Genomic DNA, 255 nt, shown 5'->3' with positions numbered 1-255 from the left:
ACCCCGGAAGGGGAGTGAAATAGATCCTGAAACCGTGTGCATACAAACAGTAGGAGCGGACTTGTTCCGTGACTGCGTACCTTTTGTATAATGGGTCAGCGACTTACATTCAGTGGCAAGGTTAACCGGATAGGGAAGCCGTAGAGAAATCGAGTCCGAATAGGGCGATCAGTCGCTGGGTGTAGACCCGAAACCAAGTGATCTACTCATGGCCAGGATGAAGGTGCGGTAACACGCCCTGGAGGTCCGAACCCA

General features: G+C 52.5%; 1 rRNA gene. It reads left to right on the top strand.

Features of this window, described 5'->3' with window-relative positions:
- Positions 1–255, top strand: a 23S ribosomal RNA gene (locus GCN74_RS28485); the annotation flags it as partial.

Source organism: Janthinobacterium sp. FT14W, assembly GCF_009208755.1.
GTDB lineage: Bacteria > Pseudomonadota > Gammaproteobacteria > Burkholderiales > Burkholderiaceae_D > Janthinobacterium > Janthinobacterium violaceinigrum.
Note: the sequence above shows the minus strand (reverse complement) of the source record. Positions and strands in the feature narration are given on the sequence as shown.